25 protein-coding genes are annotated in these 23,732 nt (G+C 63.7%); 8 read left to right on the top strand and 17 right to left on the bottom strand.

Annotation, left to right across the window (positions count from 1 at the left end; all coding sequences use genetic code 11):
- Positions 1-116 precede the first annotated feature (116 nt).
- The 8 genes from G9408_RS08470 to G9408_RS08505 form a co-directional block, all read right to left on the bottom strand.
- The gene (locus tag G9408_RS08470; protein ID WP_168453612.1) at positions 117-605 is read right to left on the bottom strand and encodes a hemerythrin domain-containing protein; all 489 of its coding nucleotides are present in this window, start codon (positions 603-605) and stop codon (positions 117-119) included.
- Between the two features lie 58 nt (positions 606-663).
- The gene (locus G9408_RS08475; protein ID WP_168453613.1) at positions 664-2,853 is read right to left on the bottom strand and encodes an EAL domain-containing protein; all 2,190 of its coding nucleotides are present in this window, start codon (positions 2,851-2,853) and stop codon (positions 664-666) included.
- Positions 2,854-2,997: 144 nt separating this feature from the next.
- Positions 2,998-3,411 (bottom strand): hypothetical protein, encoded by a 414-nt coding sequence (locus tag G9408_RS08480; protein WP_168453614.1) that lies wholly within the window; start codon positions 3,409-3,411, stop codon positions 2,998-3,000.
- Between the two features lie 125 nt (positions 3,412-3,536).
- Positions 3,537-4,454, bottom strand: a complete 918-nt coding sequence (locus G9408_RS16575; protein ID WP_232014806.1) for a hypothetical protein — start codon at positions 4,452-4,454, stop codon at positions 3,537-3,539.
- 8 nt (positions 4,455-4,462) lie between these two features.
- Positions 4,463-6,835 carry a fimbria/pilus outer membrane usher protein gene (locus G9408_RS08490; RefSeq protein ID WP_235957637.1) on the bottom strand — a complete coding sequence of 791 codons (2,373 nt, stop codon included), beginning with the start codon at positions 6,833-6,835 and terminating at the stop codon, positions 4,463-4,465.
- Between the two features lie 251 nt (positions 6,836-7,086).
- Positions 7,087-7,893: a fimbrial biogenesis chaperone gene (locus G9408_RS08495; protein WP_168453615.1), complete on the bottom strand. Its 807-nt coding sequence runs from the start codon at positions 7,891-7,893 to the stop codon at positions 7,087-7,089.
- 97 nt (positions 7,894-7,990) lie between these two features.
- Positions 7,991-8,764: a hypothetical protein gene (locus G9408_RS08500; protein WP_168453616.1), complete on the bottom strand. Its 774-nt coding sequence runs from the start codon at positions 8,762-8,764 to the stop codon at positions 7,991-7,993.
- A gap of 145 nt (positions 8,765-8,909) precedes the next feature.
- Complete coding sequence (locus tag G9408_RS08505; RefSeq protein WP_328804421.1) at positions 8,910-9,446, bottom strand: hypothetical protein; 537 nt, start codon at positions 9,444-9,446, stop codon at positions 8,910-8,912.
- Positions 9,447-9,491: 45 nt separating this feature from the next.
- On the opposite strand from G9408_RS08505, the gene G9408_RS08510 reads away from it, so the two are divergent.
- Positions 9,492-9,815 carry a hypothetical protein gene (locus tag G9408_RS08510; RefSeq protein ID WP_168453617.1) on the top strand — a complete coding sequence of 108 codons (324 nt, stop codon included), beginning with the start codon at positions 9,492-9,494 and terminating at the stop codon, positions 9,813-9,815.
- A gap of 146 nt (positions 9,816-9,961) precedes the next feature.
- On the top strand, positions 9,962-10,630 hold the full coding sequence (locus G9408_RS08515) for a helix-turn-helix domain-containing protein (RefSeq protein ID WP_168453618.1): 669 nt from the start codon (positions 9,962-9,964) through the stop codon (positions 10,628-10,630).
- 29 nt (positions 10,631-10,659) lie between these two features.
- Here the strand turns inward: G9408_RS08515 and queA are convergent, their stop codons facing one another.
- From queA to G9408_RS08540, 5 genes are all read right to left on the bottom strand, one after another.
- A complete protein-coding gene (queA, locus tag G9408_RS08520; protein ID WP_168453619.1) occupies positions 10,660-11,697 on the bottom strand; it encodes a tRNA preQ1(34) S-adenosylmethionine ribosyltransferase-isomerase QueA in 1,038 nt (345 codons plus the stop codon).
- 14 nt (positions 11,698-11,711) lie between these two features.
- Positions 11,712-12,506, bottom strand: coding sequence for a peptidylprolyl isomerase (locus G9408_RS08525; RefSeq protein ID WP_235957639.1), 795 nt, complete (start codon positions 12,504-12,506; stop codon positions 11,712-11,714).
- Between the two features lie 86 nt (positions 12,507-12,592).
- Complete coding sequence (gene coaD / locus G9408_RS08530) at positions 12,593-13,099, bottom strand: pantetheine-phosphate adenylyltransferase (protein ID WP_168453620.1); 507 nt, start codon at positions 13,097-13,099, stop codon at positions 12,593-12,595.
- Positions 13,099-13,953, bottom strand: coding sequence for a polyprenyl synthetase family protein (locus G9408_RS08535; protein ID WP_168454079.1), 855 nt, complete (start codon positions 13,951-13,953; stop codon positions 13,099-13,101). Before G9408_RS08535 ends, coaD begins: the two co-directional genes overlap by 1 nt.
- Positions 13,954-14,025: 72 nt before the next feature.
- A complete protein-coding gene (locus G9408_RS08540; RefSeq protein WP_168453621.1) occupies positions 14,026-14,301 on the bottom strand; it encodes an exodeoxyribonuclease VII small subunit in 276 nt (91 codons plus the stop codon).
- 110 nt (positions 14,302-14,411) lie between these two features.
- On the opposite strand from G9408_RS08540, the gene G9408_RS08545 reads away from it, so the two are divergent.
- The 4 genes from G9408_RS08545 to G9408_RS08560 all read left to right on the top strand — a co-directional run bounded on the left by G9408_RS08545 (position 14,412) and on the right by G9408_RS08560 (position 18,580).
- A complete protein-coding gene (locus tag G9408_RS08545) occupies positions 14,412-14,828 on the top strand; it encodes a DUF2177 family protein (RefSeq protein ID WP_120218053.1) in 417 nt (138 codons plus the stop codon).
- A gap of 277 nt (positions 14,829-15,105) precedes the next feature.
- Complete coding sequence (locus tag G9408_RS08550) at positions 15,106-15,402, top strand: hypothetical protein (protein ID WP_168453622.1); 297 nt, start codon at positions 15,106-15,108, stop codon at positions 15,400-15,402.
- A gap of 81 nt (positions 15,403-15,483) precedes the next feature.
- Positions 15,484-17,727, top strand: coding sequence for a phosphoribosylformylglycinamidine synthase subunit PurL (gene purL / locus G9408_RS08555; RefSeq protein WP_168453623.1), 2,244 nt, complete (start codon positions 15,484-15,486; stop codon positions 17,725-17,727).
- Positions 17,728-17,839: 112 nt separating this feature from the next.
- A complete protein-coding gene (locus G9408_RS08560) occupies positions 17,840-18,580 on the top strand; it encodes a DUF72 domain-containing protein (protein ID WP_168453624.1) in 741 nt (246 codons plus the stop codon).
- A 145-nt stretch (positions 18,581-18,725) separates the two neighbouring features.
- Here G9408_RS08560 and G9408_RS08565 read toward each other — a convergent pair whose 3' ends face one another.
- The gene (locus G9408_RS08565) at positions 18,726-19,508 is read right to left on the bottom strand and encodes a ubiquinone biosynthesis protein COQ4 (protein WP_235957641.1); all 783 of its coding nucleotides are present in this window, start codon (positions 19,506-19,508) and stop codon (positions 18,726-18,728) included.
- Positions 19,509-19,622: 114 nt separating this feature from the next.
- On the opposite strand from G9408_RS08565, the gene G9408_RS08570 reads away from it, so the two are divergent.
- Together G9408_RS08570 and G9408_RS08575 are read left to right on the top strand one after the other, a co-directional pair.
- Positions 19,623-20,297 carry a nitroreductase family protein gene (locus G9408_RS08570; protein WP_120215467.1) on the top strand — a complete coding sequence of 225 codons (675 nt, stop codon included), beginning with the start codon at positions 19,623-19,625 and terminating at the stop codon, positions 20,295-20,297.
- A 28-nt stretch (positions 20,298-20,325) separates the two neighbouring features.
- Entirely contained in the window at positions 20,326-21,588 is a 1,263-nt protein-coding gene (locus tag G9408_RS08575; protein WP_168453625.1) for a DUF418 domain-containing protein, read from the top strand.
- Here G9408_RS08575 and G9408_RS08580 read toward each other — a convergent pair.
- From G9408_RS08580 to der, 3 genes are all read right to left on the bottom strand, one after another.
- A complete protein-coding gene (locus G9408_RS08580; RefSeq protein ID WP_210423298.1) occupies positions 21,582-21,986 on the bottom strand; it encodes an Hpt domain-containing protein in 405 nt (134 codons plus the stop codon). The two genes, G9408_RS08575 and G9408_RS08580, sit on opposite strands and share 7 nt — an antisense overlap.
- A gap of 115 nt (positions 21,987-22,101) precedes the next feature.
- Positions 22,102-22,329: a sulfurtransferase TusA family protein gene (locus tag G9408_RS08585; protein WP_168453626.1), complete on the bottom strand. Its 228-nt coding sequence runs from the start codon at positions 22,327-22,329 to the stop codon at positions 22,102-22,104.
- A complete protein-coding gene (der, locus tag G9408_RS08590; RefSeq protein WP_168453627.1) occupies positions 22,319-23,698 on the bottom strand; it encodes a ribosome biogenesis GTPase Der in 1,380 nt (459 codons plus the stop codon). Before der ends, G9408_RS08585 begins: the two co-directional genes overlap by 11 nt.
- Positions 23,699-23,732 lie beyond the last annotated feature (34 nt).

A 23,732-nucleotide genomic window follows, 5' to 3' on the forward strand; every position in this document is an offset into this window, starting at 1 on the left:
GGGATCGTCGCCGCAGGCGATGGTGGAGGGGCGGCGCCGTTGCGCCTTGGCCCCTCCGTCAGCGCTTCGCGCTGCCACCTCCCCATCGCTCCGCGACAGGGAGGATCGACGATCGCTTATTCCTTCGCATCCTCGCTCGACGGCTCATCGGCCGCCGCCTTGGCTTTTTCCTTCGGCTTTTCCTTCTCGAAGATCGCCAGCAGTTCCTTTTTCTTCGCCTCCGACAGACCTTCTTCGGCTTCGGGGAACATTTCTTCTTCCTCCTCCTCGATATGGTGGAGGTAGCGGTCCTTCATCGTGCGAAAGCGGGTGAGCCAACCGGTCGAGCCGAAATCCATCTCGTAAAGCTCGGTCAGCATGTCGTCGATCTCCTTATGCTCCGACACGCTGTGCTGCGCCTCTTCGCGCAGGTCGGGCTTGCCGAGCATCGTCGCATAGAGCGACATTTCTTCGGACGCCGCATGCGCGGTCACTTCGACGCGAAAGGCTTCGAACAGCGTCTCGCGCTCGGGGCTGTCGCCCTTGGTCGCGTCGATCTGGTCGAGCAATTTGCGGTGGCGGTCGTGATCGGCCTTCAGCCGGGCGAAGATTTTCGTATCAGCCATGTTTGTCTCCTGTTCCGGAGCAAAACGGGCGATCGCGCGGACGGTTCCACGCCGCCGATCAGGCGGCTTTCCAGTCGTTCGTCGTCGTGAACAGCGGCAGCGCCATCGCCGCGGTCGATTGGGTCGCGGCGGCGATCAGATAGGGCGATACCCGGTGCCGTGTACACAGCCCGCCATTGCCGTCGCTGACCATCGTCTGTTCAAACTCGACGCCCTGTTGATGCTTCATCGATCGGCGAACGGTCGCGGTGACGAGCTGCCCCTCGCCGAAATCGATCACGAACTGGGTGCCGAGCGGCACGTCCAATATCCCCTCGATAAAGGCGCCAGTGGACGACAGGTTTCGGATCACGACGTCATAGCGATGATTGTCGTGAATGGCGCCAACTTTCCGGAACAGCGAGAAGCGGTCGTTGCGCTGACGCGCCGGGCCCGCGGGCTTGATCATCCACGATCCGGCTTCGGCATGCTCGAGCAGCTCGTCGTGGACCACCGGCTTGCTATAGACATAGCCCTGGACGTGACTGACGTTGAGCTTGCGGATCAGGTCGAGCTGGTCGAGCGATTCGATGCCCTCCGCGGTGGTCTCCATTTCCAGCGCTTCGGCCAGCGCGACGATCGCGGCGATGATCGCGCCGTTGCGCGACCCCGCCACGGTCGCGTCGCGCACGAAGCTCTGGTCGATCTTGATATTGTCGAACGGCGCGGTCTGCAAATAGCTGAGCGACGAATAGCCGGTCCCGAAATCGTCGAGCGCCAGGCGGACACCCAGCGCCTTCAAGGCTTTGAACATCTTGGCGGTGTCGGCCGAATCGCCCAGAAACACGCTTTCGGTGATTTCGAGTTCGAGCCGATCGGGAGCCAGCCCCGTCGTCGCCAGCGCATTGGCGATAATCTTTGGCAAATCGGCGTTGGCGAACTGGATCGGCGACACATTGACCGCGACCCGCATGTCGCCCGGCCATTTGACCGCATCCTCGCACGCCTTGCGCAGCACCCATTCGCCGAGCGGCCAGATCAGATTGGCTTCCTCCGCGATCGGAATGAATACCGCAGGCGAGATCACCCCGCGGTCGGGATGGGTCCAGCGGACGAGCGCCTCGACCCCGGTCACCAGGTTCGACTTGGCGTTGACGACCGGCTGGTACCGCAGCTCCATTTCGCCGCGCACCAGGGCATCGCGCAGATCATCCTCGAGCGCGCGGCGATCCTCGGCCGCCTGATGCAGGTCGCTCGAATAGAAACTGAACCGGCCACGGCCATTGCCCTTCGCCGCATAGAGCGCGAGATCGGCGTTGCGGACCAGGTCGTCGCTGCTCAGCCCGTCGAACGGCGCAATCGCCACCCCGACCGAAGCGCCGATAATACAGCGACTGCCCTCGACCGAATAGGGTTGCGACAGGCTGGCGATGATGTCGGCGGCCATGTCACCAAGCTTGCCGCGATCATCGACGTCGGGAAGGATGATCTGGAATTCGTCGCCGCCGAGGCGGCTGACCATTTCCTTGTCGCCGACGATCTTGAGCAGCCGCTGGGCGACCTGTTTGAGCAGCGCATCGCCCGCCGGATGTCCCAGCGTGTCGTTGACCTGTTTGAAGCGGTCGAGATCGAGCAGCATGATCGCGCACACACGCTGTTGCTGGGCAAAGGCGGCGAGCGTGGTATCGAGCTTTTTCGAAATATTGAAGCGATTGGCGAGCCCGGTCAGCGAATCGTAAAGCGCCAGCCGCGATGCGTCCTCGGCCGATCGGCGCTGCGCGGTGACGTCGGTGCCGCTGCCGCGATAACCGGTAAATTTGCCGCCAGCGTCGAATTGCGGCCGCCCCGAAATCGCCCACCAGCGATCGTCGCCTTCAAACGCGCTGCGCAAGGGCAGCTCGTCGAATTTCGATTGTTTGGTGAGCAGGAAGGGCAGCGTCCGCTGGCGCTCGCCATGGCTGTCGACCGGCAGGAAAAGCTCGGTAAAGCTGGTGCCGAGCAATTGACCGCTGGCGCGCCCCATCAGCCGCGCGACCGAATCGGTGATATAGGTCAGCCGGCCCTTGGCATCGGTCGACCAGAACCAACCCTGGCCGCTTTCCTCGTAATTCTGGAGCAGCAGCAAAGCTTCGCGGGTATGCAGGTTCGGCGCGATGTCGCCGCGCGGTTTGCCGATGCGCGATCCGATCAGACCGAAAAAGCCGCGCTGGCTTTCATCGACCCCATCATCCCCCCGCTCGCCGGATTCGATCCGCGATGGCATTTCCATCAAATCAAACTCTTGCTGGTCCCCACATGGCCGCCATCATGCGTCCAATGCCTTGCGATATCGTGAATAATTGTCTGGAATTGTCGTGCGAGAATAAAGATCGGACACGACCACCGCCCCCGCACGAACAGACCCCGGAATTGGTCAGCTGGGAACGATCCTCAGTTCGAACCGGTCGGTGTCGAACCCGTTGTCGCCAGGCACGGCCGCGATCGGACGCTCGCGAATGCGCGGCCCCGACGCGCGGCTCAGGATCGCCTGGCCCGAACCGTTCAGGATGATCTCGTCGTTGCCGGCGATGATCCGCGTCCCCTCCAGCGACCCCGGTGCATAGTTGATCACCAGATCATAGCCCGTGGGCGCGTTGCAATATTCGCGAAAGCTGCCGAGCGACACCGCATCGCCGCTGATCGCGCCAAAGCCGGTCGGCTGGTGCTGCACCGTGCAGTTCACCGCGACCACCAGATTAAGGTTGAACCCGTATGTCGCCGCCATTGCGGCGGTCGGCGCGACCGCCATCACCGCGGCCGCCATCCCGAGCGAGAATTTCCTGAACATCCGCAAACCTTTCCGCCCTTCGGCAAAGCTTCGGATGAGGGTTTAGTTATGCAGATATAAAATGAAGTTAAGCGCTGGTTTGCCGTCCGCTAACCATAATGGAAGCGGCGAGCGCAGCGAGCAATTCAGCGGGCGGTCACGGAGATCGAGATGACGTCGCTGTAAACCCCGGCGCGGCGGTCGGCGGTATTGCCGATAACGAACTGGATAGGCAGCGCGTCGCGGCGAGGGCCGTCGTTCGACGCTCCTGATATCGTCCGCGCGCCCAACAGATTGAGCGAATTACCACCAATCGCCAAGCTGTAAGGCACATACCACTCGCTCGATCCCAACCGCAGGCGGCCGGAATTAGTCGACGTGACATTTACGTCATAGGAACCAGTGCTGGCGACGAGAAGATTGAGCTGTACCTGCGCAGGCCCGGGCTGCAGTTCGCCGAGATCGACCACCGCGTACCCGCCATTCATCGTATAGGCACCAGCAAGGCCGATCCGCGCCGACGGCAGGACATCGATGCCAAGGACAATCCGCGTGCCGCCGAACGAGCGAAAGCTCTCATCCTGCGCCTCAAGCTTCACGTCTTGCGTAAAGGTACCCGAACCCCGAATATCGTCGGGATCCGCGACGAGTTTGTACATCAACGTGCGCGATGCGTTGGCCCCCAGCGTGATCATTCGCTGCGTCGGGTTTCGCTGGGTTCGCCCGGCCCGGGGGGTTACATCCTGCGTATCGGTCAAATTGAGCAAGGCATAACCAATGGGCTTTCCGGTGCCTTTCGACAGACCAAAGGGGGACCGATCAAGTTCAAAAGTCGGCGTGAAGCGGCACTCGCCGGTACCCTCATTCACAAAGGTGACGCTAAAGGTGCCCTGAGGCACGGCCCCGTCGAACGGATCATAGCCTTGAATCAGCCAGCTTGTCGGCGTCGCGTTGACCCGAATAAGACATTCGGCGCCCGGAACAGCCACGCGCGGAGCCGACGCCTGCGCGTAAAGCGGCGTTGCCATCAAGGCGGCGGCGAGGAAAAGGGTTGGGCGCAGCATATTGCCTCCTAATTTTTCGAGCCGGGGCGAACGATACCAAGGTTTACGAGGCCATCGGTTTCCGGCGGCACGGCGAATTCGAAAGCCTGGTCGATCGTGCCATTCCGCCCATAGGTTTCGACCAGATAGCGGCGCCCCGGAAGCAAGTTGGCAATCGCAAAGCGTCCGACCGAATTGGTGAAGAACGGAATCGGCTTCGGGCTTTCGCCGTCCTTGACATCAAGAAGGGTCACGCGCCCGCCGATCAACGACACGGGCGTGTCAGCCGCGAGGACAAGGGTGCCCATCACACTCACAAAAGCGTCGGTTCCGATCCGCGCCGCATAGCCGCTCTTGTAAGGCGGATGGACGCGAAACACACCCGGACCGATGTCGTAACCCGCCGGTGGATTCTCGACATCATATTGAACCGACTGTGTCGCATAGGAGCCAAGGAAATTGTTGACCGCGGCGCCAAGCGCTCCGCTGCGACCGATGTAGTCGTTCTTGGCCAGCGACTGACCGGCCACCACACTGCGCTTGCCCAGATTGTTGTGCGGATAGAGCAGCATGAAGCTGTCGTTGATGCGGCGCCCCACACCCACCGCGCCGTCGGCAAAGGCGAGCGAAGTGCCGACGCGAACCGACGTGGCGTTGATGTCGGCGACGTTGGACAGGTTGGGACCGAATGTCGCGTGGCTGACCGATGCGTCGAAACGATTTCCGGAATAGGATGCATATCCGAGCGCGCGAGCGCTACCGTCCTGCCGGGTCACGACGCCGCCAAATCCGACGCTGCTGAGCTGGTTAAGGCCGCTCTGGTTATAGGAAAGCTCTCCTAGGTTGTCGCGGCTCTCGTACCGCGCTTCGGCGCGGCGCCGGTAATCGGGCTGGAAGACAAGGCCGATGTTGACGCTAAAACCCTTGCCCTGACTAAAGCTCGACGGGAATTTGGCATAGTCGACGCCGGCGCGCACCGACCACCGGTTATCGATCCGGTATTGCCCTGATGTCCCAACGCGATAGCTATTCCCCAAACCATTTCGTCCGCGCAGGTACGAAGCGGTCGAGGTCGTCAGGAATTTTTGGCTGAACTGATGCGTATATTGCGCGGATAATGAATAAGCCGACGAGTTATTACCCTCGGGATTTCCAAGCGTCGTGAATTTTGGCGAAATATAGTCTGCCCTCAGCGAAAAGCTGTCCGCCAAGCCACCCCGATCGAAAAAATGTTCATAGCTGACGCCGCTGGCGAAACCCTGCCCCTGCGATTTGGAATTGCTGGCCGCGCCGTCGAGAAGTAGCCGCCCGCCGTTACCCAGGACGAACTGGGTCTGCCCGGTCAGTGTCTGGACCTGTTCACTCAACTGCAAACCGACACCGAGCGCGGGACGGTCGAAGAAGGCCTTGCGGAAAAAGCCGGTAAAGACAATCGGCCCCCGATAGTCGGGAGCGCCGCCAAACCGGCGACTCATCGGACCCAGGAACGCGCCATATTCATAGTCGCCGGGATCGAGATCGATCGGATCGAGATATTGCTGATAGGATAGATTCTGGACGGCACCCGTATTGTCGGTAACCTGAATCTCGATGTCGTTGCTGCCCGACGTCAAGGGCAGCGAGCTGAAGTCATAGCGTCCGGGTTGCAGCCGAACCTCGCGGTACAGCGACCCGTTCCGCATGAAACGCACCGTTGATTCACGCTGGAGGACAAGCTGCCGATTCGACTGGAGCACGGCCGCGCGGAACGCATTGAACCGGCGTTGCTGCCGCAGCACGCCAAGCCCGCCCATCTGGACAAAGCCCTGCTGCCCGCGCGTTTCGACATCAAGATCACCGAGGAACCAGCGACGATATTGTTTTGGCTGGTCGAACACGACACGCGCATAATTACGATCAAATTTGTATTTTTCGCCGCTCGCCGTGGACTGCTGCGAAAATTGTGCATCGCCTTCGAAAACCAGCCCGCCGAAGCGAACGGCGCCGTCGAAATTGACGGTGGGCGGATCAGCCCGGTCAAGTTCCCAGATATAGGTCTGGATCAGATTGAGATTCAAGAAAGCGGAGAGCCCCGCAGGCTGGAGCGAAACGTCATTCAGATCGTCGCGTGGCGGAGCGAACAGATCCTGCGTGGCGCGCTGATCGGGCATGACCTCGACGACGACGACCGCGAGCGAGCTGGGATCGTAGTTAAGCTCCACCCCCGTCTTGCTGAGATCGTCCGGGCCGAAGGTTTCAAGACCCTGAAGGCGACTGCTCAGGCCTGCATGTGCTTCGTCGTTCAAGATCGGCTGCATCAGCCGGATGAATGTTGCCGTGTCGAGCGCAAAACGGTCGTCGGCCGTCAGCTGCATCGGGATATCACCCAGGCTGCGGTTCTGGAACGTCAGCGGCACCGTCATATCGATGTCGCGGTCATAGGGATTGATGTCAGGCCGACCGTGCGGCCCGATCGGCAACTGCGGAATCAGCGACGTCGGCGCCGGTGTCGGCATCGGCGTTCCGGGCAGCGGAATCGTGGTAGGCGCGCCCGTTGGCGCAGTCGCTGGGCCTTGGCCCCCAGGTCGCTGCGGCAAGGGAATCGACACCTGCGCCGCCGCTGTGCTCGCACACAGCGCCGGTAGCGCAACAGAACAGAGAGCGGCTGCTATCCTCACTGAGCGAAGGTCAGCTTGATCGGTCCTGGGCCAAAGCCCGAAACGGGAACGCGGAACGACCGCTCGCCCCTCGCCGGAACATAACCAGAGCCGACAAGGCGGTTCAGCTCTTCAGGTGACAGATCGACACGCAACCACTTGCCGTCTTTTCCTGTACCCTCCAGTTGCCAGCCAAAATTTGCCATCATCGCATGACGGCGGCCGGCATTGCGCAGGGTGATTTCCACCCCGTCCTGCATCGGCGGAAGCTGGTCGGATCCCGGCGGTGCGGGCGGCTGATAGGTCAGCTGATGGACTGAGCTCGCTTTGACGTCGGGCGTCGCACCCGGCGGCGCAACGACGACGAGCCCGCGCATATGATAAAGCACCTGCACCTGCGCACCAAGGCCTTCGGTCGTCGACGGTTCGAGCGCGACGGGCAATTGCTCGACCGAAACATAGAAGGCTTGCGAGGTTTCCGGGTTGGGATCTCCCACCCATTGCAAGCGGATCACCTGGCGGCCGCCCGGCGCCAGCACACCCTGCGGCGGAAAAACGAGGAATTGATCGTCGGCGGGCGTCTCGGTGACGTTGCCGTCCTTGTCGATATCCATCCGGAGAATTCGGGTTTGAAATGCCAAATTGCCCTGATTGACGTTCTGGACCTCGATACGCGCAACGGCATCGCTTCCGCGCGATTCCATTTCGAGCACCATCGGCGATACGCGCATCGCCAGGGCCGGGCTAACGACAAGCAGCGTAAGCGCGGCGAATATCGCCAGCAAAGCGCGTGCACGACGCTTCAACCTCGCCAAAACCGTCATAAGCCCCATCCCCTGCCGCTGGCGGCATCATCCATGCTATTCATAAAGAAAGGGGAAAGATCGCTCTTTCCCCTTTCCCTTTACGGACTATCCGAAATCAGGAAGCCGTCAGCGTCAGCGTGGTGTGGCCGCTGTAGGTACCAGCGACCAGACCCTTGGCTGCAACCGGCGCCGTGATCTTGATGTGCATGCCCGAACGCCATGCGCCCTGCGCCAGCTGGTCGCTCAGTTCGGTGGTCGAAACGTCGAGCGTCTGGCCGGTACCGACAGCCGGACCGCCAGTGCCAACGCCGGTCCAGGTCGCAACAACCTCATACGGAATGTTGGCCTGGAATTCGTCGATGTCGTAACCGCCCGGAGCGGCATTGACCAAGCCGCGGACGTCGCTCTTCACCAGCTTGACGGTGTTGTTGAAGTTGCAACCGGCGGTCAGCGTGTCGATATCGGCAACGGCCGGGCCGACCATGTCGAACGCCTGATTGACGTTTTCATTGTTGCCGGCGCGAATGCCGATTTCGCCGAAGCTGATGTTGCGGACGTTGCTGGTGTAACCATTGCCCGAGTAGAACGAGCAGTCCTTCGGGACCGTACCCGTCAGGTTGAACTGCAGGCTGATGTTTTCGACCGTGCCGGTGGTGTTCGGCGCGTCGGCCTGCACCGTGTAGCGGGTGCCGACTCCGTCATCTACGCCAAGTTCGCCAGCCGCAATACCGATCACGTTGAGCGGAAAGGGCGCGTTCTGGGGGTTCGTGATCGTGTACGGGATCGGCGCTGTACCCGCATAGTGCACTTGGGTGGTCTGCGCAGCAGCCGGGGTCGCGACGGCGGCGAGAGCGATGGCGGCAACGGCGCCGCTAAGGATCTTCTTCATAATCTTCTTCCCTCTATTATAACGCCGTCGCCCAAGGCCGGGCGGGGCGTGATATTTGCACCGGTTGGTCGGAGAACCGGGAGGGCATCGGTGCCTGCCCTGCCGGTTTTAAGTCCGCCCGCGACAAAGGCCGCAGGCGAATTCTTCAAAGCGGGGAAACGGTGATCGTGATCGTCTCCGAATAATCGCCCGCCAGCAGTCCGGCCTCGCCCGAAGGCTGGCCAAGGTCGACCGACAGGCGCATGCCGTCGGTGGCGATGCCGCCGTTGCTGGAAATGACGCCGCCCGACAAAAGCTGGCGGCTGTTGAAAGACCGGCTGATCGTCTGCTGCGCCGGAAAGCGAACCGGCATTTCGACCGCCAGGCTGTACGGCAACATGCCGCTGTACGGCCCCTGCCCGTTGGGCATCGTCGTATGCGCCAGACCGCCGCGCGCGCCCTTGATCGTCATCGTGAAGGGGACATTGCAATCGAGCGCGACCTGGGTTTCGGCGCCGAGGCCGCGGCGTTCCAGATTGCCGAAATCCATGTTGCCGATGTTGCCCATGGCGCAGTGGGCGCGGATCGCGCCGCTGACCGCGATGTCGAGCGAGCGGACGTTCTGGATGTCCTTGGCGCTGGCGGCGGTGGCAAAGGCCGCCGACAACAGCATCAAAGCTGCCCCCGCGCCGAATCGCGCCACCTTGCGGTGAAGACAATGTGCCAAAAAACCCCAATGCCGGGCCCGATGCCTGATTTCCCCAAGGCATCGCGCCGCGCGCTATTCTTGTTCCCGCCACCCCCGGTGGTCAAAGAATCGTTCAAATCTGATAGAGAAAATAAACAAAATATTTACATTGGCAATGCCGATACCATTCGGCTGAACCCGTTTCGGGCGTGCATCGGGACTCTGTTCCCCTTTGAGACAGTGATCGACAACACATTAATATCATGGAAAAAAGCGGAATCGCCGGATTCTCGGGGCTTTGGCGATGCCGGATGGCGCGCGAATCGGATCGCTCCTGACAAAGCTCGGCGTCAACTGAGCGCGATAGGCAAACTAAACTTTTAACTTAGCTGGTCTTGGCCGTGCGCCCCGCCGCCCGGGTCGGCACCGCCCGCAACGCCGCGCATCGCGCCTCGACGGCGGTCGCCAAGCGCGCACGCATGGCCGCATATCGGTTCCGGTAACGCCGCCTTAACCCCAGAGCACCGATCATGGACGCGATGGCAATCCCGGCATTTATCGAAAAAGCCCCGTCAGGCGGCACAGCGCGCAGCACGCGGCGGACGTTGCGACTGCGGCTGCAAGGCCGGGCTGGCGGCGGCGATCTGAACGTGTCGGTGCACAATATCTCGGCGACGGGTCTGTTGCTGGAAGGCGATGCCGCGCTCGCGGTTGACGACCGCGTCGACATCGACTTGCCGCATGCCGGGGTGACCCGCGCGAGGGTCATCTGGGTCAGCGGTTCGCTCTATGGCTGTCAGTTCGAAACCCCGATCTCATCCGCGACGCTGAGCGCGGCGCAGCTTCGCGCCGTCGTCAGCGGTGATCGCACGGAGGACGTCCCTGCAAACGAACCCGCCGACGAGAGTTTTGGCGACCGACTCCACCGCCTGCGGACCGCCCGGCGGCTGACGCAATTGGAAATTGCGGGCGAGCTGGGAGTCAGCGAGCAGTCGATCTCGGCGTGGGAGCAGAACAAGGCGCGGCCCAAGGCAGGGCGGATCAAGGCACTGGCGATCCTTCTGAACGTCGAAGTGACCGAATTGCTGGGGATCGATGAGGCACACAGCCTGCGCGATGTCGTCGCGCGTGCCAAGGCCCAGGTCGCCGAAGCCGCCGCGATCAGCGCCGATAACGTCAAGATCATCATCGAAATCTGAACGGTCGCGCGCAGCGCGCGACGAAAACGCTATCCCGCGCGGTTGGGCAGCAGCAGGCTGGCGTCGCCATAGCTGTAAAAGCGATACTCGCTTGCGATCGCGTGGGCATAGGCCGCCTGCATCGTCTCCAGCCCCATCAGCGCACTAACCAACATGAACAAGGTCGACTTCGGCAGGTGGAAATTGGTCATCAGCCCGTCGATCGCCTTGAAGCGGTAGCCGGGGGTGATGAAGATCGCGGTGTCGCCCGCGAAGGCCGTGATCGTGCCGTCGTCCTGTGCGGCGCTTTCGAGGAGGCGCAGGCTGGTGGTGCCGACCGCGATGATCCGCCCGCCCGCGGCGCGCACCGCGTTCAGCCGCGCCGCGGTGTCGGGCTCGATCCGCCCCCATTCGGCGTGCATCACATGATCGTCGGTATCGTCGGCCTTCACCGGCAGGAAGGTGCCCGCGCCGACGTGCAGCGTCAGCGTTTCGGTCGCGACGCCCGCAATTTCCAGCGCCGCGAGCAAGCCCGGGGTGAAATGCAGCGCCGCGGTCGGCGCCGCCACCGCGCCATCCTTGGCCGCGAACATCGTCTGATAATCGGACCGATCGTCGTCGTCGGTCGCGCGCTTGCCCGCGATATAGGGCGGCAGCGGCATCGTTCCCGCGCGTTCGAGCAGCACTTCGACCGGTTCGTCCCCCGCGAAGGCCAGGATGAAGCTGCCGTCAGGCAAGCGTTCCTCGGCCACGGCCGCGACATCCGCGCCGAAATCGACCGTCTCGCCAACGCGTAGCCGTTTCGCGTTGCGCACGAACGCCTGCCAGCGGCGCAGGTCGATCCGCTTATGCAAGGTCGCGCCGACCCGCGCGTCGCCGCGCCGCCCCTCCAGCTGCGCAGGAATCACGCGCGTGTCGTTGAACACCAGGCAGTCGCCGGGGCGCAGCCATGTCGGCAGGTCGCCGACCCCTGCATCGACGATCGTCCCGCCATCGACCACCAGCATCCGCGCCGCATCGCGCGGCCGCGCCGGGCGCAGCGCGATGCGCTCGTTCGGCAGGTCGAAATCAAAGGCGTCGACGCGCATCGCGCGCGGCTCTCTTACCGGATCGGGGCGTTGAGCTGGTCGGCGGTGATCTCGGCCGCAGGTGCCGGCGCCGCTTCGACCAGCATCGACGCGGGCGGCATCGGCTTGTTGTCGGCGGCGACCGACACCTGCACCATGCTCGACATCACCGCGGGCGGCTCGCCCTTCTGGATCGCATCGATATATTGCATACCCGATATGACGCGGCCGAAAGCGGTGTAGCGATTGTCGAGCGCAAAGCGCGGCTGGAACATGATGAAGAACTGGCTGTTCGCGCTGTCTTCGCTTTCGGCACGCGCCATCGACACCGTGCCGCGCAGGTGCGGGGTGACGTTGAATTCGGCCTTGAGGTCGGGCAGCTGCGAGCCGCCCTGCCCGGTCGCGGTCGGATCGCCCGTCTGCGCCATGAAGCCGTCAATCACGCGGTGGAATTTGACCCCGTCGTAAAAGCCCGCGCGCGCCAGCTGCTTGACGCGCTCGACATGGTTCGGGGCGACCTGCGGATAAAGCTGGATCACCACCCGCCCACCGGTCGAAAGGTCCAGGTTGAGCATATATTCGGGGTTGTTGATGTACTGGTCGGGCGTCATCGTCGGGGCCGCTGCGGCAGCGGGTGCGGCCTCCGTCGCAGCGCCGGCGTCGGGCGCGGGCGGAACATCGACCGGCGGTGGCGGGGCGTCCGTCGGCGGCACGGGCTGCGCCGTTTCGGGCATCGGGTTCGGCGCGGGCGGCGCCTCTTGCGCGGCGGCCGAAGCCGCGAGACCGAACGCCATCGCCGTGAAGATCATGGGGCGGAAAGAAAATTTCATGCTGGATCGGCCTCTGTCAGAAAATCGGATCTTGCGCCCCGTTGGCGCGCCCTAGCGGGAAAAAGCTGAACGCTCAATGATCGGTATCAGCGATCGCCCTGGAGCAGCCCGCGCTCGGCAATACGCCCGACGACGGCGTCGCGCACCGAAGGCGTCACGAATTTGTGGATGTCGCCGCCAAAGATCGCGATTTCCTTGACCAGCCGCGACGCGATTGGTTGCAGGCTGACGTCCGCCATCAAAAAAACGGTTTCCACGCGGGCGTTGAGCTGGCGGTTCATGCCCGTCAGTTGATACTCATATTCGAAATCGGTGACGCCGCGAATGCCGCGCACGACGATCGACGCCCCCTGCGCGTCGGCGAAGTCCATCAGCAGCGAATTGAAGCCGACAACCTCGATATTCCCCTCGATGCCCGCGACTTCGGCCTTCACCATGGCGATCCGCTCATCGTCGTCGAACAGCGGCGATTTCGCGATGTTGGTGGTCACCCCGATGATCAGCCGGTCGACCAGCTTCGCGCCGCGGCGGATGATGTCCATATGCCCCAGCGTGATCGGGTCGAAGGTTCCGGGATAGACCCCAATGCGCATCAACGGTCCCTTTCCACCACATAGCGGGCGATGGCACGGAGCAGCGTCGCCTCGTCGCCAAAGCTCGCCAGATGCCCGATCGCCTGGTCGACCAGCGCGGTCGCCTGTCCGCGGGCGCGTTCCAGTCCCATCAGCGTGACGAATGTACCCTTGCCCGCCGCCTCGTCCTTGTGCAGCGCCTTGCCCGCCAGCGCCTCGTCGCCTTCGACGTCCATGATGTCGTCGGCGATCTGGAAGGCGAGCCCGATGTCGCGCGCATAAGCGCGTAGCGCGGTCCGTCCCTCGGGCGGAATGCGCGCCAGGATCGCCCCGGCCTCGACCGAAAAGGCAATCAGCGCTCCGGTCTTGAGCTGTTGCAGCCGCGTCACCGTCGGCAGGTCGAAGTTCGATATTTCGGCGGCGAGATCCATCATCTGGCCGCCCGCCATCCCTGCCGGCCCGGCGGCGCGCGCCAGTTCGCAGCAGAGCTCACCGCGCACGAACGGATCGCTGCTCGTCGCTGGATCGCACAGCCATTCGAACGCCAGCGCATGGAGCGAATCGCCCGCGAGCACCGCGGTCGCCTCGTCGAACGCCTTGTGCACCGTCGGCTTGCCGCGGCGCAGGTCGTCATCGTCCATGCACGGCAGATCGTCGTGGATCAGCGAATAGACATGCATCGCCTCGACCGCCGCGCCGACGCGCAGGCTGAGCCCGCGATCGACATGGAACAGGTCGCCCGCGGCGCGCACGAGCAGCGGGCGCAGCCGCTTTCCGCCAGCAATCGCGGCATGCCGCATCGCTTCGTAAAGCGGCGCGCGCGGGTCCTTGGGAACCGGCAGCAGCTGGTCGAACAGCCGGTCGATGCCCGCCATCACCTCGGCCTGCGTGGCAAGCAGCAACTGCGTTCCGCTCGAAAGATCGTCGCTGGGGGACGTCATGACGGTTCAGCTTTCGCCGAAGGGGGTGGTTCCCGCCGGTCGCCCGTCGGCGCCCAGGCTCACCTGCTCGATCCGCGCCTGCGCCGCGGCGAGCCGCGCTTCGCAATGGCTGCGCAGCGCATGGCCGCGCTCATAAAGCGCCACCGATTCCTCCAGGCTGACATCGCCGCTTTCCAGCCGCCGCACGATCGTTTCCAGCTCGCCCATCGCGGCCTCGAACGAAAGCGCGGCGATGGCAGGGTCCGGGGCGGGCGCGGCAGCGGCGTCGGGGGTGTCCGTCATGGCCCTGCTTTGGCCCTTTCGCCCCCCAATGGTCAAGTGCGGTCAGGCTTGACGTCGCACCGCGTCCGCCTAGGCTGCCCGCATCCGATCGCCAGGACGAAAGCTCCGTCATGACCCTGCAAACCGTCGCTGCTTATTTCGCCACCGCGATCATCTTTGGTATTCTCGACGCGGTCTGGCTCCGTACGATGCTGACGAAAGTCTATCGCCCCGAAATCGGCGCGCTGCTGATGGATGGCTGGCGCCCGGCGCCGGCGCTGATCTTCTATGCGCTCTATATGCTGGGTATCCAGATTTTCGCCGTCGCCCCGGCGCTGGCGGCGGGCAAATGGCAGGTCGCGGCGCAGTGGGGCGCGATGTTCGGCTTTTTCTGCTACATGACCTACGACCTCACCAACCATGCGACGATGAAGATCTGGTCGACCAAGGTGACCTTGCTCGACATCGCGTGGGGGACGCTCGCCACCGGTTTTGCCGCGGGCGCCGCGGCTTGGCTGGTGCTGACGCTGCTGCCGCGACCCGCGTGACCCCGCTTGGCCTTCAGGCTTTTCCTGTTCCCCGGCGAAAGCCGGGGTCCAGAGCGCCATAGAGCAACGCCTGTTTTTGGACGCCCTGGACCCCGGCTTTCGCCGGGGAACATCTTCTTGTCCTTCTCGAAGGGATAAACGCCACGCCCGCTCCACTTTCGGCAATCACGATTCCGCTTTTTGCAATTGCCGCGCCGCGCGCGGCCACGCATGCTGCACTGCACAAGAGAGAGGGGCGTAAAGGCAAGTTTTGTTCTGGTAAACAAGGACTTGCATCATGAAAAAATTCTTCCTCCCCGCCATCGCGCTGCTCGCGTTCACCCCCGCAATCGCCCGTGCCGACGAACCCGCCACGCAGCGGTTCGAGCATAAGGGCAGCAGCTACAGCTACACCGTCACCCGGGTCGGCGACGTTCGCGTCATCAGCGGCGTCGAAGAACGGACCGGCAAGCCGTTCCTGCTCCGCGTCGGCCAGCACCGCGTGCGCGGCACCGTCGGGTCGCAGCAGGTCAGCTTTGCGCTGCGCGACGTCGCGCCGCTGACCAAGTCCGCGACGACACTCGCTTCGCGCTGACGCCGATCAACCACAGACCCCATGGTGCTTTTCGCATCATGGGGTCTGTTCGTTTTGCGCCTACATCGCTAAAGGCGCGCCATGACTCAGCCCGCGCCCGCCATCACCCCCGAAATCGTCGCCGAACACGGGCTTTCGCCCGAAGAATATGATCGCGTCCTCGCCGCGATCGGGCGCGAACCGAATCTTGTCGAACTCGGCATCTTTTCGGTCATGTGGTCCGAACATTGCAGCTACAAAAGCTCGCGCATCCATTTGAAGAAACTGCCCACCGAAGCGCCCTGGGTGATCTGCGGTCCCGGCGAAAATGCCGGCGTCATCGACATCGGCGAAGGCGCAGGTGGCAAGAAGCTCGCCGCGATCTTCAAGATGGAGAGCCACAACCACCCGTCGTACATCGAACCCTATCAGGGCGCGGCGACCGGGGTCGGCGGCATTTTGCGCGACGTGTTCACGATGGGCGCGCGCCCCGTCGCCAACCTCAACGCGCTGCGTTTCGGTCGCCCCGACCATCCGAAGATGAAGCACCTCATCTCGGGCGTCGTCCACGGCATCGGCGGCTATGGCAATTGCGTCGGCGTTCCCACGGTCGGCGGCGAGGTCAATTTCCACAAGGCCTATGACGGCAATATTCTCGTCAACGCGATGACCGTCGGCGTCGCCGAGCAGGACAAGATCTTCTATTCGGCCGCATCGGGCGTCGGCAATCCGATCGTCTATGTCGGCTCGAAGACCGGCCGGGACGGCATCCACGGTGCGACCATGGCATCGGCGGACTTCGGCGAGGATGCCGAGGAGAAGCGCCCGACGGTGCAGGTCGGCGATCCCTTCACCGAAAAACTGCTGATCGAGGCGTGCCTCGAACTGATGGCGTCGGACGCGATCGTCGCCATCCAGGACATGGGTGCCGCTGGCCTCACCAGCTCGTCGGTCGAAATGGCGTCGAAGGGCGGCGTTGGCCTCCACCTCAAGATGGACGATGTGCCGCAGCGCGAAACCGGCATGACCGCCTATGAGATGATGCTGTCCGAATCGCAGGAACGCATGCTGATGGTGCTGAAGCCCGGCAAGGAAGAGTTTGCGAAAGCGATCTTCCACAAATGGGAACTCGACTTCGCGGTCATCGGCACCGTGACCGACACCGGCCGCATGGTGCTCGAGCATCATGGCGAGATCGTCTGCGACATCCCGCTCGCCCCGCTCGCCGACGACGCGCCGCTCTACGACCGCCCACACGTCCCGACGCCGAAGCAGCCCGAACTGACCAACGTCCCGGAAACGACCGACGTCGCCGCCGACCTCAAGACCTTGATGGGCACCCCCGACATCGCCAGCCGCCGCTGGATCTGGGAGCAATATGACAGCCAGGTCGGCGCCGACACGCTCCAAACCGGCGGCGACGCCGCGCTGGTCCGCATCCACGGCACCAACCGCGCGCTCGCGATGAGCACCGATTGCACCCCGCGTTATTGTTACGCCGACCCGGTCGAGGGCGGCAAGCAGGCGGTTGCCGAAACCTGGCGCAACATCAGCGCCGTCGGCGCGACCCCGCTCGCGATTACCAACTGCCTCAACTTCGCCAACCCGCAGCGCCCCGAGATCATGGGGCAGATCGTCGGCTGTCTCGACGGCATGGCGCAGGCATGCCGCGCGCTCGACTATCCGATCGTCTCGGGCAACGTCAGCCTCTATAACGAGAGCAAGGCGACCGGCGGCGGCAGCGCGATCCTGCCCACCCCCGCGATCGGCGGCGTCGGCGTGATCGAGGATCTTAACAAGGCGGTCGGCATCGGTTTCAGACGCACGGGCGACATCGTGCTCGCGGTCGGCGAACGCGCCGGCCATCTCGGCCAGTCGGTGTGGCTGCGCGAAATCCATGGCCGCGAAGAAGGCCCGCCGCCCCAGGTGAACCTGCGCTGCGAAAAGCGCACCGGCGACTTCATCCGCACCGCGATCAACGCAGGCTGGATCACCGCGTGCCACGACGTGTCCGACGGCGGCATGGCGGTGACGCTCGCCGAAATGGCGCTGAAGTCGAACATCGGCGTGCTGGTGAGCGAAGAACAGCCGTTCGGCGTCGCCGAGAGCTTCTTCGGTGAGGATCAGGGGCTTTACCTCGTGACGGTGTGCGACACCTGCCTCGCCGACTTCCTCGACGCCGCGGGCCGTGCCGACGTGCCGGTCGATCCGGTCGGCCGCACGATCAAGGATCGCATCGTGTTCGAGCTGGAAGGCAGCGATCATCAGGTCACGCTGGCGGAACTTCGCGAAGCGCATGAGGGCTTTTTCCCGAACCTGATGGGCGCCGACGCGGCTTTGGCGTAACAACCCCACCCCGTCATTCCGGCGAAGGCCGGAATCTCGCCGGTGCGGCATGGCGCGACGATGAGATCCCGGCCTTCGCCGGGATGACGATAATGGTGGAGATAACGGACAGATGACCATCCACATCGGCATCGGCGGCTGGACCTACGAGCCCTGGCGCGGCACCTTTTACCCTCCCAAGCACCCGCAGAAACGCGAACTCGAATATGCCGGGCAGCATCTGACCGGGATCGAGATCAACGGCACCTATTACAGCAGCCAGAAGCCCGAGACGTTCGCGGGCTGGGCGGCGGCGGTTCCCGACGGCTTCAAGTTCAGCGTCAAGGCGTCACGTTTTTGCACCAACCGCAGGGTGCTCGCCGAGGGCGCCGCATCGATTGAGAAATTCCTGACGCAGGGGCTGACGCGGCTCGGCGACCGGCTTGGCCCGATCCACTGGCAGTTCATGGCGACGAAGAAGTTCGACCGCGACGATTTCGCCAGCTTCCTCGACCTGCTGCCCGACAGCCAAGGCGGCCTTGCGCTCCGCCACGCGATCGAGGTCCGCCACGAAAGCTTCCGCGACCCGGCGTTCATCGACCTGGCGCGCGAGCGCAACATGGCGGTCGTCTTTGCCGACAGCGACGAATTTCCGTGCATCGAAGAACAGACCGCCGATTTCACCTATGCCCGGCTCCAGCGCAGTCAGGAGGATATCGAGACGGGCTATGACGACAAGACGCTAGACCGTTGGGCGGCTCAAGCAAAAGACTGGGCCAAGGGCGACCGCGACGTCTTTCTCTTCTTCATTTCGGGCGCAAAGGTCCGCAACCCCGCGGCGGCACAGGCGCTGATCGCCAAGCTGGCGGGCTGACGATCCGCCCTGTCGCGTAGCGATGGGGAGATGGCAGCGCGAAGCGCTGACGGAGGGGCTTTGGCGCCAACGGCGCGGCCCCTCCACCACTGATCTGCGATGAGCGGTCCCCCTCCCCATCGCTGCGCGACACGGAGGATCTGGTTCAGGCCGCCATCGCCTGCGGCGCGGCCAGGAAATTATACGGATCGATACCGCGGCTGCGGTACGCGCGGTGCGCTTCCTGATACAGCGTCGGCTCGCCGATCCCGAGCCGCGCCCGCGCGGCATCGAGCGGTTCGGCGAGCAGCGCGCGGATGTCCTGTTCGATGATCGCCTTCGCCGCCTTGCCATGGCGCTGTCCCTGGCGGATCGCGCCGAACACGGGGGCATTGGCCTTGACGCTGCGCTTCACCTCGTAACCGCCGGCATAGGCGATGAAGAAATTTCCGTAATTGCCGGTCTGGCCATAGGTGAAGCCGAGCACGCACTGTTCGCCCAGCGCATCGCGGCCATAGCCGGTCAGGATGTGGAACAAATCATGCGTGTCGCGCAGGCGATTGGCATACCATTGCACCTGATCGTCGAATTTCGGGCGGCCCATCTTGTCGGCCTCGGCCACTAGACCCGCCGCCGACAGTCCTTCGCGGCGCATGAAGGTGACATAGGCGTGACCAACGCTGCCCTCGGGCAGCGCATCGATCCACGCATGATCGTCGAGTAGGTCGGGCAGATAGGGTTCGCTCGCCATCAACTGGCGACCCTTTTCGCTTTCGACAAAAGCGCGCGCGTCGTCCATGAAGCCCTTGCGCGGCAGGCTTTCGAAGATGTGGAACACCTGTTCGGTGTCTTCCTTGTCCTTGATCAGCTTGCGGAAATGCGACAGCGCCTTGAACGGGCGAAAGGTCGGCATCTTGCGGTCGGGGTGGGAGAAGATGGTCGGGGTCATGGCGGGTCTCGTTAGGGTCGGTTGCGGATTGTCAGATAGCACTACTGACACAAATGTCAATAGTCGGTAAACGGAAGCTGGCGAGATCGTCGCATCGACGATAGACCGTCGATCATGAAACCGCACGCCACCATCCCCTATACCGCCCTGCCCTCGATCACCGACGCCGACCGCGTCGCCGCAGCAGAGGCGTTTCGCAATCATGTCGCGGCGCGTCGGACGTGCCGGATGTTCGCCGACACCCCGGTCCCGCGCGCGGTGATCGAAGCCGCGATCGCCGCCGCCGGAACTGCGCCGAGCGGCGCCAACCACCAGCCGTGGCACTTCGCCGCGGTTTCGAGCCCCGCCATCAAGCACCAGATCCGCATGGCCGCGGAAGCCGAGGAGCGCGAATTCTATGCGAGCCGGGCGGGACAGGAATGGCTGGAGGCGCTCGCGCCGCTGGGGACCGATGAGGACAAGGGCTTTCTCGATGTCGCGCCCTGGCTGATCGTCGTATTCGGACAGCGGCGCGGCGGCATCGATCCCGGCGACACGCGGCAGAATTACTATGTCACCGAAAGCGTCGGCATCGCGTGCGGCCTGCTGCTCACCGCGCTGCACAGCGCGGGGCTCGCGACCTTGACCCACACGCCGTCGCCAATGGGTTTCCTGCGCGAGATTTGCGGGCGCCCTGCCGACGAAAAGCCGCTGATGCTGATCGTGACCGGCCACCCCGCGCCCGACGCCACCGTTCCCGTCTATGCGACACGGAAAAAGCCGCTCGACCAGATCACCACCTGGCTGTAGTATAGAACTAGTACAGATGGAGAGCGGCATGCGCGAAGATCAACCCGTTTTGCCCGGCCGCCTCGTCTCGCTCGACGCGATCCGCGGAGTTGCGGTGATGGGCATTTTGGCGATGAACATCGTAGCCTTTGCGCTCCCCTTTCCGGCCTATTCCAATCCCGCCGCGGGCGGGCCGCCGAGCGACATCGACCTCGCGACCTGGTTCTTCAATTTCGTCTTTGTCGATTCCAAGATGCGCGGGATGTTTTCGCTGCTGTTCGGCGCCAGCACGCTGCTGGTGATCGACAGCGCGGCGATGGCCGGGCGCAATCCCGCCGGCGCCCATTATTCGCGCATGTTCTGGCTGGCGCTGTTCGGCCTCGCGCATTTCTATCTGGTCTGGTTCGGCGACATTCTGTTCCTCTATGCGATTTGCGGGCTGCTGCTGTTCCTGTTCCGCAACCTGTCGGCAAAGGCGCTGCTGCTCTGGTCGCTGCCGTTTTTCCTTGTCGGGATCGGCTTGCCGGCGAGCCTGTGGGCCATGTTGTCGATGGCGCAGGCTGGTGGGCTTCCTGCCGAGGCCGCGGCAGAGATGCAGGAAGCGCTGCGGCAGATGAACGCCGATATGGGTCCGTCGACGCCGACCTATGGCAAAGAGACGGCGCTCTACCTCGGCAGCTACGCCAGCATTGTTGGACATCGTACCAGCGCGATGGCTGGCGATCCGCTCTATTTCGTCGGCATGTTCCTGTGGGAGGCGATGGGGCTGATGCTGATCGGCATGGCGCTGTTCAAATCGCGGATGCTGACCGGCGACTGGCCGATCGCGCGCTATCGCAAATGGGCGATCGCCTGCTTCCTGATCGCGATTCCGCCGCTGGTCATGCTGGCGCTGTATCAGATGCGCTCAGGCTATGACGCGGTGGCGATTTTCGGCGCTTCGCTCGCGCTATCGATCCCCTTTGACACGCTGTTGACGGTCGGCTGGATCGCGCTGATCATGCTCTTGATCAAGTCGGTGGCCAGCGACGCCGTGCGCGAGCAGCTCGCCGCCGCGGGCCGCATGGCGTTCACCAACTATCTCGTCACCTCGATCGTGATGACGACGATCTTTTACGGCTATGGGCTGGGGCTGTTCGGCAGCGTCGGGCGCGCTGCGCTCTATCTTTTCTGCTTCGGCATGTGGACGGCCATGCTCTTGTGGTCGAAGCCGTGGCTCGACCGTTTTCACTATGGCCCGTTCGAATGGCTGTGGCGCAGCCTGTCGCGCGGTGCGGTTCAGCCGATGCGGAAATCGCCGCCGGTTCAGTAACCGACCGCGCGGCCGAACCCGGTAGGGCGGCGTTGGACCAGCGGATTGGCCTCGCGCTCCAGCGCGCTCAGCGTTTCTTCGAACAGTTGGCGCAGTTCGACGACGCGCGGCAGATATTCCTCGGGGCTGATCTGACTTTCGACACAGTGGCGCGCGAACATTTCGATGTCCTCGGCGACCGCACCCAGTCTTTCGCCGCCGAACTGGCGCGCTTCACTTTTCAGCGTATGCGCGGGCATGACCAGCCCGCGCGCGTCGCGGGCGCGCATGGCGTCCTCGATCGCCGCCACCGATTTGGTGCCGTCTTCGCGAAAATAGCCCAGAATCCGGACAAACGCGGCGCCCAGCTGGGTGCGCGTGGCGCGGAATTCATCCCAATCGACCAGCACTTCGTCCAATGTCGTGTCCCTTGGTATTCAAATTCGGTCGTGGTCCCGCCCGACACATGCCCAGTTTGGGTAAAAAAGACGTTACGACGGCGGGCCTTTGCCACCAAAGCCGCCCCATTTTGGGTCAGCGGCGACGCACACGCCAGCGCTGGGCATCGTCGGCCGCCGCCTCGACCTCGACCGTCCAGCCATGTTCGGCGGCCAGCGCCGTCACTTCGCGCCCGGCCTGCGGATCATCGGCGATCAGCTGCACTTCGGCAGAATCGCGCATTGCGCGCGCCAGCCGCAGCGCGGGCCAGGGGCAGCGCATCCCCCGCGCATCGACGACCAGCGCCGACGCTCTATTCGTCATAGGGGTTGCGCGAATTGCGGAAGTTCAGCCGCACCGGCACGCCCTGAAACCCCAGTTCCTTGCGCATGCCGTTGACCAGATAGCGTTCATAGCTGCCCGGCAGGCTATCGGTGCGCGAACCGAACACGACAAAGGTCGGCGGCCGCGTCCGTGCCTGGGTGATATAGCGCAGCTTGATCCGCTTGCCGCCGGGCGCGGGCGGCGGGTTGGCATCCACCGCACCCTCGAACCAGCGGTTGAGCCGCGCCGTCGATACCCGGCCCGACCATATCGCGCGCTGTTCGAACGCGACGCGCACCAATGTGTCGATGCCCTTCCCCGTCGCGCCCGAAACGGTGAGCACGGGGACGCCCTTGACCTGACTGAGCCCATCGTCGAGCGCGTTTCGCACGCCGTTGAACAGCGCCGACGCCTCCTCGGCGACATCCCATTTGTTGAGCGCGACGATCAGCGCGCGCCCTTCCTGCAGCACCTTGTCGGCAATGCGCAGATCCTGCGCCTCCAGCCCCTTGGTCGCATCGAGCAGCAGCACGACGACCTCGGCGAAATCGACCGCATGGAGCGCATCGGCGACCGACAATTTTTCGAGCTTGTCGACCACCTTGGCGCGCTTGCGCATGCCCGCGGTGTCGAACAGCTGGATTTCGTGGACCTCGCCGTCCTTTTCCCATTGCCAGTCGACGCGGATCGAATCGCGGGTGATGCCCGCCTCGGGGCCAGTGATCAGCCGGTCTTCGCCGATCATGCGGTTGATCAAGGTCGACTTGCCCGCATTCGGCCGCCCGACGATCGCGAGCTTCATCGGGCCGAGCGGGGCGTCCTCATCCTCATCGCTTGCGGCAGCAACGTCGTCTTCGATCGCATCGAACGGCTCGACGATCGGGCGCAGCGCGTCGAACAGGTCGACGACGCCTTCGCCATGCTCGGCGCTGAGCGCGATCGGATTGTCGAAGCCGAGCGAATAGCTTTCCATCAAGCCATTCTCGCCCTGCTTGCCCTCCGCCTTGTTGACCAGCAGGATGATCGGCGTGTCCTCGCTGCGCAGCCAGCGCGCGATTTCCTCGTCGAGCGGCGTGACCCCGGCACGGCCATCGATCATGAACAGCGCGGCATCGGCCTCGCGCACCGCCTTTTCGGTCTGGACACGCATCCGTCCGGGCAGCGTCGCGGCATCCTGATCCTCGAAGCCCGCGGTGTCGACGATGCGAAATTCCAGCCCGAGCAGCTTGGCGTCGCCCTCACGCCGGTCGCGCGTCACCCCGGGCTGGTCGTCGACCAGCGCCAGCCGCTTGCCGACCAGCCGGTTGAACAGCGTCGATTTGCCCACATTCGGGCGGCCGACAATGGCGATCGTCGCGAATCGCGACATGACAATTTATCCCTGTTGTTGCGCCGGGCCGCCC

Source organism: Sphingopyxis microcysteis (genome assembly GCF_012274265.1).
In the GTDB taxonomy this organism is placed as follows: domain Bacteria; phylum Pseudomonadota; class Alphaproteobacteria; order Sphingomonadales; family Sphingomonadaceae; genus Sphingopyxis; species Sphingopyxis microcysteis.

Bases quoted from the DNA above. Each gene is read 5' to 3' on its own strand.
- G9408_RS08525 (WP_235957639.1), bottom strand. From the start codon at position 12,506: ATGAAATTTTCTTTCCGCCCCATGATCTTCACGGCGATGGCGTTCGGT.
- G9408_RS08480 (WP_168453614.1), bottom strand. From the start codon at position 3,411: ATGTTCAGGAAATTCTCGCTCGGGATGGCGGCCGCGGTGATGGCGGTC.
- der (WP_168453627.1), bottom strand. From the start codon at position 23,698: ATGTCGCGATTCGCGACGATCGCCATTGTCGGCCGCCCGAATGTGGGC.
- G9408_RS08535 (WP_168454079.1), bottom strand. From the start codon at position 13,953: ATGGCGGGCATCGACCGGCTGTTCGACCAGCTGCTGCCGGTTCCCAAG.
- G9408_RS08565 (WP_235957641.1), bottom strand. From the start codon at position 19,508: ATGACCCCGACCATCTTCTCCCACCCCGACCGCAAGATGCCGACCTTT.
- G9408_RS08550 (WP_168453622.1), top strand. From the start codon at position 15,106: ATGAAAAAATTCTTCCTCCCCGCCATCGCGCTGCTCGCGTTCACCCCC.
- G9408_RS08575 (WP_168453625.1), top strand. From the start codon at position 20,326: ATGCGCGAAGATCAACCCGTTTTGCCCGGCCGCCTCGTCTCGCTCGAC.
- G9408_RS08545 (WP_120218053.1), top strand. From the start codon at position 14,412: ATGACCCTGCAAACCGTCGCTGCTTATTTCGCCACCGCGATCATCTTT.
- G9408_RS08540 (WP_168453621.1), bottom strand. From the start codon at position 14,301: ATGACGGACACCCCCGACGCCGCTGCCGCGCCCGCCCCGGACCCTGCC.
- G9408_RS08510 (WP_168453617.1), top strand. From the start codon at position 9,492: ATGCCTGATTTCCCCAAGGCATCGCGCCGCGCGCTATTCTTGTTCCCG.
- G9408_RS08470 (WP_168453612.1), bottom strand. From the start codon at position 605: ATGGCTGATACGAAAATCTTCGCCCGGCTGAAGGCCGATCACGACCGC.
- coaD (WP_168453620.1), bottom strand. From the start codon at position 13,099: ATGCGCATTGGGGTCTATCCCGGAACCTTCGACCCGATCACGCTGGGG.
- G9408_RS08500 (WP_168453616.1), bottom strand. From the start codon at position 8,764: ATGAAGAAGATCCTTAGCGGCGCCGTTGCCGCCATCGCTCTCGCCGCC.
- G9408_RS08475 (WP_168453613.1), bottom strand. From the start codon at position 2,853: ATGGAAATGCCATCGCGGATCGAATCCGGCGAGCGGGGGGATGATGGG.
- G9408_RS08560 (WP_168453624.1), top strand. From the start codon at position 17,840: ATGACCATCCACATCGGCATCGGCGGCTGGACCTACGAGCCCTGGCGC.
- G9408_RS08495 (WP_168453615.1), bottom strand. From the start codon at position 7,893: ATGACGGTTTTGGCGAGGTTGAAGCGTCGTGCACGCGCTTTGCTGGCG.
- queA (WP_168453619.1), bottom strand. From the start codon at position 11,697: ATGCGCGTCGACGCCTTTGATTTCGACCTGCCGAACGAGCGCATCGCG.
- purL (WP_168453623.1), top strand. From the start codon at position 15,484: ATGACTCAGCCCGCGCCCGCCATCACCCCCGAAATCGTCGCCGAACAC.
- G9408_RS08570 (WP_120215467.1), top strand. From the start codon at position 19,623: ATGAAACCGCACGCCACCATCCCCTATACCGCCCTGCCCTCGATCACC.
- G9408_RS08515 (WP_168453618.1), top strand. From the start codon at position 9,962: ATGGACGCGATGGCAATCCCGGCATTTATCGAAAAAGCCCCGTCAGGC.
- G9408_RS16575 (WP_232014806.1), bottom strand. From the start codon at position 4,454: ATGCTGCGCCCAACCCTTTTCCTCGCCGCCGCCTTGATGGCAACGCCG.
- G9408_RS08585 (WP_168453626.1), bottom strand. From the start codon at position 22,329: ATGACGAATAGAGCGTCGGCGCTGGTCGTCGATGCGCGGGGGATGCGC.
- G9408_RS08490 (WP_235957637.1), bottom strand. From the start codon at position 6,835: ATGACGGTGCCGCTGACGTTCCAGAACCGCAGCCTGGGTGATATCCCG.